Below are 8,286 nucleotides of genomic sequence, written 5' to 3'. Positions count from 1 at the left end.
TAGCTGAACAGCACCAGCGGGTTAGCTTGACGGCGCAAACTTCCACGGCAGAAGGTCGTCAATGCGGCTTTGCGGGTGACCGTTGGCGATCGCTGTCAGCGTTGCCTTGAGGTAGGCGAACGGTTCGACGCCGTTGATCTTGCAGGTCTCGATCAGCGAGGCGATGCGGCCCCAGGCGATGCCGCCCTCGTCGTGACCCGCAAAGAGCGCGTTCTTGCGATTTAGAGTGATGGGGCGGATCAGGTTTTCGACGCGGTTGTTGTCGATCTCGACGCGCCCGTCGGTCAGGAAGGTTTGCAAACCGTCCCAGTGATTGTGGATGTAGGTCAGCTTTTCGCCCAAGCGGGATTTGGCCGAGATCTTGCGGCGTTGGGCCTGCAGCCAGTCGCCGAAGGCCGCGACCAGCGGGACGCTGCGGGTTTGACGGGCAGACAGACGCTGGCCGGACGAGACGCCACGGATATCGGCTTCAACGGTATAGATTTCGGCGATGCGGCGCAGGCCCTCGGCGGCGATCTCTGAGCCATCGCGGTCAAAGACTTCCTTCAGCTTGCGGCGCGCGTGTGCCCAGCAATGGGCCACCCGAATGGGGGCACCGCCCTTGCGGGTCAGTTTGGTCAGCCGGTTGTAGCCCTGGTATCCGTCGATCTGCAGGATGCCGTCAAAGCCTGTCAGGAATGTTTCGGCATTCTCGCCCGCCCGACCGGGTGCATAGAAGTAGACCACACCGGGCGGATCTTCACCGCCCCATGGCCGGTCATCGCGGGCCAGGGCCCAGAGATAGCCAGTTTTGGTTTTACCGCGACCCGGATCCAGCACCGGGGCCGTGGTTTCGTCCATGAACAGCTTGCCGGATCGTTTCAGATGTTCGGCGAGCCGGTCGACGACGGGCTTGAGGTGGAACGCTGCCTTGCCGACCCAATCCGCCAGCACGGCACGGTGCAGATCAAGGCCTGCGCGCGCCAGGATCTGGCTTTGGCGGTATAATGGCAGGTGGTCAGCGTATTTGCTGACCAACACATGGGCGATGCTGGCCTCAGTTGGCAACCCACCCATGATCAGGTGCGCTGGTGCTGGAGCTTGGGTCACACCGTCGGTGCAGGTCCGGCAGGCGTATTTGGGCCGGACGGTGACAATCACACGCAACTGGGCCGGCACGATGTCGAGCCGCTCGCTGCGATCTTCGCCGATCTTGTGCATGACGCCGCAGCCACAAGGGCAGATCAGACTGTCGGGTTCGATAACCTCTTCGATGCGCGGCAGTGCGGCGGGCAGGTTGCCGATGGTGCGCTTTGGCGCAGGTTTGGCTGCCGTCTTGTCGCCTGTCTTGGCGGCCAGATGGTCCTTCTGCACCTCGACCTCAGCCAGTGCGATGGACAGATCCTCGAACGCCAGCTGCCGTTCATCCTCAGTCAGCTTTTCCGACCGTTTGCCATGCAGGGCGTGGTTCAGCTCGGCAATCAGGTGCTGTTGGCGTTGGGTAATATCCTGAAGCGCTGCGATCGTTTCCATCAAGGTCGCAACCACCGCGCGCTGCGCGGCAGGGATAGTGGAAAGGTCAATGACAGGCGTCTCAATCATGCCGCGAGACTACGATAAAACCACAGTAAAAACACGCAAAAGACAGCAGTTGATTCATTCTGCCGCAGCAGGTGGGCGCATCTCCAGCGCCTTGACCTTACGCCAGTCCAGTCCGGCAAACAGGGCCTCGAATTGGGCATGGTTCAGCGCCATCATCCCGTCCTTGATAGCCGGCCAGGTGAACGTCGTATCTTCCAGTCGCTTGTAAGCCATCACCAGTCCGGTGCCATCCCAGTAGAGCAGCTTCAGCCTGTCAGCACGGCGCGAGCGGAACACAAACACCGTCCCCGTGAACGGATCCTTGCGCAGCACCGATGACACGATTGCCGCCAACCCATCATGACCTTTGCGAAAGTCCACAGGCTGCGTCGAGACCAGAACCCGCATGCGGTTTGACGGGAACATCATGGCCGCGCCCCGATTGCCCGCACGATCTCGGCAATCCGGTCAGAACTGGTGGTGCCATCAAGCCGGATTGTCACTTGGCCGATCTCAATCTCAATGGGTTTACAGGACAACCCGTCAGACTTTGTGGGCTGCCCGGCGACAGCCGGCACATCCGCACCGCCAACGCCATCCGACACGACAATCGGCGCAAAACAAAAGTCGTCCTCTTCAACTGCGGGTAAAACCAACCTGCCGTCACGCGCCCGACTGCGCCATTCCGACAGATGGTTTGCCCGAAGCCCATAACGCGCAGCAACCGCATTCACCGTCGCGCCCGGCTTCAAGCTCTCAGCCACGATCCGCGCCTTGACCTCATCCGGCCAGCGTCGCTGACCATTGGTCCGTATGTCCACCCCGTAGCCTCTGAGAAACTCCACCGTAGTCGCCATCGCGAAACTCCTGCCCTAATCTCCGTCAGGTGCGAAATCTCAGGTCAGGTGAGAATTGGGAAGGTGCGGGCCAGGAAACGCTTACGATTGTGCCGTAATCAAGCACCTTCACTCTGCACTTGAGGATCAAGGCCAAGAAGGATTCGCTACCGTCAGAGGGCTGTTTACTGAAGGTGGTGAGCTCTTCCCCGGCAGTGGTTTCAAAAAGAAGACACATGTTCAAATTGCAGTGCGGAGTAATGAGTGCATCAAAGGCTTTTTCCGTGTTGAGAAAGCGTAGAGAGTCACGGCAGCTTGAATCGCCGTCGATGGCTCGCTGCGAGGCCCAGTTGAACCGGATGACCTTCGAACTCAGTTCCGTATTAATGATTACAATGGCTTAAGGGGTGGAGAGGGTCTGATCCGAGTCGCGTCCCCTCCCAAACCGCCATAGGCCGACATGAACCGACACTGGCCGACATGGAGTAAATTAATCGAGCCAAGACCCGCTGTGCTGGACTCCGCAATAATATATTATTTACAATGACTTAAATGAATTTTCCGTAAGCGTCCGGGCTGACTGCTCTGCCGGGAGTGCTGCGTAGAGGATAGTGTCCACTATCGGATAATGGACACTATCGGGGTTGCTTGTGACGAAGCGTCGGAAGCGTCGGGTTTGGTCTGACGAAGAGAAGCGGATGATCTGCGGGCAGACGCGTGTGCCCGGTGTGTCGGTGAGCCAGGTCGCCCGGCGGTATGACGTGAACGCCAATTTGGTCTTTGCCTGGTTGCGCGATCCCCGGTTTGCTGATGCCGACGCGGCCGATGTCGCGCGCTTTCTGCCGGTGGAGATCGTCGCGGAGGTGAAGGCGCCTGTGGCGATGCCCGCCGCAGTGAACCACATTGAGATCGAACTGGCGGGCGGGCACCGGATGCGGATCAGCGGCGAGTATGATCCCGAGGCGCTGGTGCGACTGATACGGGGTCTGACGGCGTGATCCCGGTTCCGGCCAATACGCAGGTCTGGCTGGCGGCGGGTGTCACTGACATGCGCAAGGGCTTTGCGGCCTTGGCCGCTCAGGCCGAGTCTGTGCTGAAGCAAGACCCGTTTGCCGGGCATCTGTTTGTGTTCCGTGGCCGTCGGGGCGATCTGGTCAAGGTGATCTGGTGGGATGGTCAAGGTGCCTGCATGTTCATGAAGCGGCTGGAGAAGGGGCGGTTTGTCTGGCCCTCGGCCAAGGACGGGAAGGTCGCGCTGTCGCCTGCCCAGCTGTCGATGCTGCTGGAAGGCATTGACTGGCGGGCGCCGCAGCGGACGTGGCGGCCCTTGGCAGCGGGATAATCTGCCTACTCTACAATCTATGATTCCCACAACGAATACAGTGGGATAAACTCTTTATATGCTGGATCAGAACCTGACCTTGCCGGAAGACCCCGAGGAGTTGCGCAGCTTCACCGCGCGGCTTCTGGCCGAGGTGAAGGCGCAGGCGATCCTGATCGAGAAGCTGCGGCACCAGTTGGCCGGGCACCGGGCACACAGGTTTGGCGCGTCGTCCGAGACGGCAGAACAGCTTCAGTTGGCTCTGGAGACAAGCGAGATTGCCGCCTCCGCGATGACCGCGCGGATGTGTCTGCCGGACATCGAAGAGAAGGACAAACCGAAGCGCCGCCCGATCCCGGATCATGTCCCGCGGATGGAAGTTGAGTTGACGCCCAGTGCCGAGGCCTGCGCTGACTGCGGCGGCCGCCTGCGCCGTATCGGCGAAGATGTGACCGAAGAACTGGAATACGTCCCCGGGCGCTTCATCGTGAACCGGATTGTCCGGCCCCGGCTGACATGCGCCTGCTGTGAACGGTTCTTCCAGGCGCCGCTGCCGTCGCGCCCCATCGAACGCGGCCGCCCCGGTCCCGGTCTCTTGGCCCATGTTCTGGTCAGCAAGTATGCCGATCACCTTCCGCTCTATCGCCAAAGTCAGATCTTCGACCGCGAAGGCATTGATCTTGACCGTTCCACCCTTGCTGACTGGGTCGGCAAGACCACCGCCCTTCTGGAACCGCTGGCCGATGCCATCGGGCGTCATGTCCTGTCGGCCGAGGCGATCTTCGCGGACGACACGCCGATCAGCATGCTCGCCCCTGGCACCGGCAAGACCCAGACCGCAAGGCTCTGGACCTATGCCCGCGACGAACGCCCTTGGGGCGGCGATGCCCCACCCGCAGCCTGGTATCGGTTCTCGGGGGACCGCAAAGGTCAGCATCCCAAGGACCATCTCGCCCGCTACCGCGGCTGGATGCACGCCGATGGTTATGCAGGCTTCGAGGATCTCTATCGGTCCGGCACCATCCGCGAGGTCGCCTGCATGGCCCATGTCCGACGCAAGTTCGTCGACATCCACCGGTCACAGGGCTCCCCCATCGCCGAGGAGGCCATCGGCCGGATCGCGCAACTCTATGCCGTCGAGAAGGAAGCCAGAGGGTCGCCACCGGATGTCCGCCTCGCGCTTCGCAAGGCACATGCGGCCCCAGTCTTCGATGCTCTCGAAGTATGGCTGGCCATGCAACTCACCACGATCTCGGGCAAATCCCCGCTCGCAGCGGCCATCCGCTATGCCCTGACCCGCATGGAACGCCTGCGCCCCTATCTCGACCACGGCATCCTGGAGTTGGATAACAACGCCGCAGAACGCGGCGTGCGCGCCATAGCCCTCGGGCGGAAGAACTACCTTTTCGTCGGATCAGAAGCAGGCGGAAAGGCCGCCTCCATCGCCTACACCCTGGTCGAAACCGCCAAACTCAACGCCGTCGATCCACACGCCTGGCTCGCAGACACACTCGCCCGCATCCCGGATTACAAGATCACAAAGGTCGATGACCTGCTCCCATGGCGCTGGAACGGATAGCGGTCAGGCCGGACGGTTACAATTTTCCGCTGATTTCAAGTCGTTGATAGAATGTTGCAATGCCCGGGTAGAGAATGTTTGCATCCCGTCTGCCTGTTTTGAGCAAATCAGGCGTGCGAGAGGCATTTAAGCGATTGGAGTACATTTTGACAGATTGCCGCGAAGGACGTCAAAGCATTGTTTCTACTCATAAATACGCATTGACCGCCATGAGCCGACATCGGGGGTAGAGAGGGTTCGCTGCGTGTGACTCCCTATCCTCGGACGCCCCTGGCAGCGAACTTTTTCGCTGCAACATTTTGCGACGAGCGCCTTGTAGTCAGAGCTGTGCCGTAACATGCTGAATTATTGAAGAAAATAAGGGGATCCTGATTACTGTTTTTCCGCTGAATTCCGTTGCAGAGATGGTTTGCTCCGAGTCCCATGTTAAGGGCGGATGCGACTGAAACAGGACTTTTCTCTGGAACGGAATTTGCCAACGAGCATGTCTGCTGCATGTTTTTTTAAGCTTTTGTTTTTGCGAAATAAAAAACGCAGCGATGGTCATCGCCTTTCCGCAGAATTCTGTAGCGCAGAATTTTCGTCACGAAACTCGAGCGCAGACTTAGAGATGCGATGTGCCTGAAAAATAACTGACTATCTGCCGTGAACCGGCGCGCGTGATCAAGATGGCGTTCGAAGGTGGCTCGATTCTCCGCGCAGTTCTGGGTGCTGGTCACGCGGTGCCCCAAATACACCTGCTGTCGCTGCTCGCAAGCCGTTGCGCAAGCACAGCCATACTTCAAACGCCGCGGATGGAAGGCCCTAGCAGACCAGTGCCGAATGACACGCGACGTGTCGATCTGGGCGAAACGCGAAGTTATCGCTTGGTATTTGTTGTGTGAACTTGAAGACGATATTCGGCATGCAGCCGATCTGCCTCAGCTTGAACAGCCGCTCGGCGTTCCGGCTTGAGCGCGTCCAGCTGATCTTTCAGGGTTCGTGGTGTGGATGTCCGCATGTTGGGCACGTCACTGGTCTCGAGCATCGAACAGGTCATCCATGTCAATCTTCAGCGCGGTGGCCAGTTTCTTGAGCGTGGCGGCAGACCCGGTTTTGCGACCCGCTTCGATGTCGATGATCTGGATACGGTTGACACCTGACTGGCGCGCCAATTCAGCTTGAGACAACCCGCGGTGTTCGCGCCAAACGGTCAGGGGCGCATCACCGGCCAGTAAGCGATCGACGACAGCGGACGGGATCAACTCCTCTGTTCCGGCTTTGATCCGGGCCAAGACTTCGGCTGCACTACTCAGATCAGCCATATCCTCCTCGATCGCCTTAAGGCGGAGGTATTCGTCTTTGGGGATGGTCACCATTTCATTCATTTCGCTCACTCCTTGTAAGCATTGCCGCGCGCCTTGATGTCCAGGATCTCAAGCACAACGCCGTCGCATAACACAATCCGCCAATCTCCCACCCGAAGCCGCAGCATCCCGTCCATGCCCTGCAGCGCCTTGACATTATTCGCCTGTGAAGCTGGGTCGTCGGCATAGGCGCTGATCTTGTCGCGAATTCGAATGGCCCAGTTCCGCGGCATTCGCATGAGCGCCTTCTGGGCGGTTTTCGAGTAGGCGATTTCTTTCATGACTACCTGTAGCTTGTAGCGACTATGTAGTCAATGGTTACACGTGGCCTGGTTTCGACGGTGATGCTGCGAGCTGTAGGTGAGCGCCGCTGCCGGGGCGTTCCGTCTGCAGTGCTACCTCATGGAAAGCGTTATGTTCAATATCGGATCAAATATTGACATCTGTATATTATGTAAACATATTGGCGTTGGAGGTACCGACCATGCCATCAACGACGACTGTTAAGGCAACAAGCCGCAAGGACCTGACGGGTCCGGCGTTGCGCACGTTCTTCCGGATTGCAGAGGCCTGGAAGCTGCAGGAGCAGGAGCAAATGCGCTTGCTTGGGCTTGAGAGCCGATCAACATTCCAGTCTTGGAAGCGGGGCAGTGTATCAACGATCCCAAAGGATGCGTTGGAGCGCATCTCTTACGTTTTGGGGATCTACAAGGGCTTGCACATCCTTCTTCCGCAGACCGCTGACGACTGGGTGCGAAAGCCCAACGCCGCCAAAACGTTCAGTGGTCGTTCTGCCTTGGACCGGATGATGTCAGGTAACGTTGCTGACCTCTTTGTCGTTCGGCAATACGTCGATGCGCAACGCGGATGATTGACGAAATCCAAACGAGCAACATTGCATGGCAGCCTTGCTTTCGCATCGTGCCAAGCCGCTTCCCGCCAATCAGCCTTTTTGAGGCCGTTGCCGATCCGGCAGACCTTGACGCGGTTTACGAAATCGAAGCGATGACCAATGATAGGCTGCGCGAAGAGGTCGGCGACATTGCTTTAGTCCAGCCGGAGGACCGAGTGTCTGGTCCGGGCTCTTCACCAATCATGGCTGCATTCACACATCTCAATCCTGAGGGTGATCGCTTCACAAACGGAACCTACGGCGTGTTTTATGCTGGCAAGTCGATCGAGACAGCCGTTGCGGAAACCAAGTATCACCGTATCAAATTCCTTCAGGCAACCAACGAGCCTGCGCAGGAGCTTGATATGCGCGTCTACGCAGTTGATCTGAATGCTGCGCTTCGTGACATCCGAGGAATGCGGTCCAGCCAACCTGCGTACTATCACCCAACAAGCTATGGTATGTCACAGGATTTGGCGCTGCGGCTTCGTGAGAGAGGGGCAGACGGGATCGTCTACATGAGCGTTAGGGACGAGGGTGGTGAATGTGCTGCCGTGTTCCGGCCTCGGCTTCTGTCCAACTGCCGCCAGGAGCGCCACCTCTGTTACGTCTGGAATGGACAAACAATCTCGACCATCTACGAGAAAAAATCGTTCAGCTGAGGTTGATGAAATTGGGGTTCGCTCCCAGTCTTATTAAAGCCGGTTAGCTCGCGAACTCTCACTTACATAAATAAATACAATGACTTAAAG

12 protein-coding genes are annotated in these 8,286 nt (G+C 58.5%); 6 read left to right on the top strand and 6 right to left on the bottom strand.

Going from position 1 to position 8,286, the window contains the following annotated elements; genetic code table 11:
• Positions 1-21 precede the first annotated feature (21 nt).
• The 3 genes from tnpC (C5F46_RS15105) to tnpA (C5F46_RS15095) form a co-directional block, all read right to left on the bottom strand.
• The gene (gene tnpC, locus C5F46_RS15105; RefSeq protein WP_407947352.1) at positions 22-1,512 is read right to left on the bottom strand and encodes an IS66 family transposase; all 1,491 of its coding nucleotides are present in this window, start codon (positions 1,510-1,512) and stop codon (positions 22-24) included.
• A 123-nt stretch (positions 1,513-1,635) separates the two neighbouring features.
• The gene (tnpB, locus tag C5F46_RS15100; RefSeq protein WP_107326153.1) at positions 1,636-1,989 is read right to left on the bottom strand and encodes an IS66 family insertion sequence element accessory protein TnpB; all 354 of its coding nucleotides are present in this window, start codon (positions 1,987-1,989) and stop codon (positions 1,636-1,638) included.
• Complete coding sequence (gene tnpA, locus C5F46_RS15095) at positions 1,986-2,417, bottom strand: IS66-like element accessory protein TnpA (protein ID WP_107326152.1); 432 nt, start codon at positions 2,415-2,417, stop codon at positions 1,986-1,988. Before tnpA (C5F46_RS15095) ends, tnpB (C5F46_RS15100) begins: the two co-directional genes overlap by 4 nt.
• 629 nt (positions 2,418-3,046) lie before the next feature.
• Between tnpA (C5F46_RS15095) and tnpA (C5F46_RS15085) the strand changes: the two genes are divergently transcribed.
• From tnpA (C5F46_RS15085) to tnpC (C5F46_RS15075), 3 genes are read left to right on the top strand one after another with little or no spacing between them, the layout of a single operon-like run.
• Complete coding sequence (gene tnpA, locus C5F46_RS15085) at positions 3,047-3,394, top strand: IS66-like element accessory protein TnpA (protein ID WP_268935668.1); 348 nt, start codon at positions 3,047-3,049, stop codon at positions 3,392-3,394.
• Positions 3,391-3,738, top strand: coding sequence for an IS66 family insertion sequence element accessory protein TnpB (gene tnpB, locus C5F46_RS15080; RefSeq protein WP_107326150.1), 348 nt, complete (start codon positions 3,391-3,393; stop codon positions 3,736-3,738). The genes tnpA (C5F46_RS15085) and tnpB (C5F46_RS15080) overlap by 4 nt, the downstream gene beginning before the upstream one ends.
• 58 nt (positions 3,739-3,796) lie before the next feature.
• Positions 3,797-5,296, top strand: coding sequence for an IS66 family transposase (gene tnpC / locus C5F46_RS15075; RefSeq protein ID WP_107326149.1), 1,500 nt, complete (start codon positions 3,797-3,799; stop codon positions 5,294-5,296).
• 319 nt (positions 5,297-5,615) lie between these two features.
• Here the strand turns inward: tnpC (C5F46_RS15075) and C5F46_RS16510 are convergent, their stop codons facing one another.
• Complete coding sequence (locus C5F46_RS16510) at positions 5,616-5,843, bottom strand: hypothetical protein (RefSeq protein ID WP_133618632.1); 228 nt, start codon at positions 5,841-5,843, stop codon at positions 5,616-5,618.
• Between the two features lie 275 nt (positions 5,844-6,118).
• Between C5F46_RS16510 and C5F46_RS17215 the strand changes: the two genes are divergently transcribed.
• A complete protein-coding gene (locus tag C5F46_RS17215) occupies positions 6,119-6,250 on the top strand; it encodes a hypothetical protein (RefSeq protein ID WP_268935667.1) in 132 nt (43 codons plus the stop codon).
• Positions 6,251-6,306: 56 nt separating this feature from the next.
• Here the strand turns inward: C5F46_RS17215 and C5F46_RS15070 are convergent, their stop codons facing one another.
• Together C5F46_RS15070 and C5F46_RS15065 are read right to left on the bottom strand one after the other, a co-directional pair.
• The gene (locus C5F46_RS15070) at positions 6,307-6,663 is read right to left on the bottom strand and encodes a helix-turn-helix transcriptional regulator (RefSeq protein WP_107326148.1); all 357 of its coding nucleotides are present in this window, start codon (positions 6,661-6,663) and stop codon (positions 6,307-6,309) included.
• 5 nt (positions 6,664-6,668) lie between these two features.
• Positions 6,669-6,923, bottom strand: coding sequence for a type II toxin-antitoxin system RelE family toxin (locus C5F46_RS15065; RefSeq protein ID WP_107326147.1), 255 nt, complete (start codon positions 6,921-6,923; stop codon positions 6,669-6,671).
• 203 nt (positions 6,924-7,126) lie between these two features.
• Between C5F46_RS15065 and C5F46_RS15060 the strand changes: the two genes are divergently transcribed.
• Positions 7,127-7,513 carry an MbcA/ParS/Xre antitoxin family protein gene (locus C5F46_RS15060; protein WP_107326146.1) on the top strand — a complete coding sequence of 129 codons (387 nt, stop codon included), beginning with the start codon at positions 7,127-7,129 and terminating at the stop codon, positions 7,511-7,513.
• Entirely contained in the window at positions 7,510-8,196 is a 687-nt protein-coding gene (locus C5F46_RS15055) for an RES family NAD+ phosphorylase (protein WP_107326145.1), read from the top strand. Before C5F46_RS15060 ends, C5F46_RS15055 begins: the two co-directional genes overlap by 4 nt.
• The last annotated feature ends 90 nt before the right edge of the window (positions 8,197-8,286 follow it).

The organism is Phaeovulum veldkampii DSM 11550 (assembly GCF_003034995.1).
Lineage (GTDB): Bacteria > Pseudomonadota > Alphaproteobacteria > Rhodobacterales > Rhodobacteraceae > Phaeovulum > Phaeovulum veldkampii.
Note: the sequence above shows the minus strand (reverse complement) of the source record. Positions and strands in the feature narration are given on the sequence as shown.

Excerpts from the sequence above, each read along its gene's own strand:
- tnpC (WP_407947352.1), bottom strand. The coding sequence starts at position 1,512 with ATGGAAACGATCGCAGCGCTTCAGGATATTACCCAACGCCAACAGCAC.
- tnpB (WP_107326153.1), bottom strand. The coding sequence starts at position 1,989 with ATGATGTTCCCGTCAAACCGCATGCGGGTTCTGGTCTCGACGCAGCCT.
- tnpA (WP_107326152.1), bottom strand. The coding sequence starts at position 2,417 with ATGGCGACTACGGTGGAGTTTCTCAGAGGCTACGGGGTGGACATACGG.
- tnpC (WP_107326149.1), top strand. The coding sequence starts at position 3,797 with ATGCTGGATCAGAACCTGACCTTGCCGGAAGACCCCGAGGAGTTGCGC.
- C5F46_RS16510 (WP_133618632.1), bottom strand. The coding sequence starts at position 5,843 with ATGACCATCGCTGCGTTTTTTATTTCGCAAAAACAAAAGCTTAAAAAA.
- C5F46_RS17215 (WP_268935667.1), top strand. The coding sequence starts at position 6,119 with ATGACACGCGACGTGTCGATCTGGGCGAAACGCGAAGTTATCGCTTGG.
- C5F46_RS15070 (WP_107326148.1), bottom strand. The coding sequence starts at position 6,663 with ATGAATGAAATGGTGACCATCCCCAAAGACGAATACCTCCGCCTTAAG.
- C5F46_RS15065 (WP_107326147.1), bottom strand. The coding sequence starts at position 6,923 with ATGAAAGAAATCGCCTACTCGAAAACCGCCCAGAAGGCGCTCATGCGA.
- C5F46_RS15060 (WP_107326146.1), top strand. The coding sequence starts at position 7,127 with ATGCCATCAACGACGACTGTTAAGGCAACAAGCCGCAAGGACCTGACG.
- C5F46_RS15055 (WP_107326145.1), top strand. The coding sequence starts at position 7,510 with ATGATTGACGAAATCCAAACGAGCAACATTGCATGGCAGCCTTGCTTT.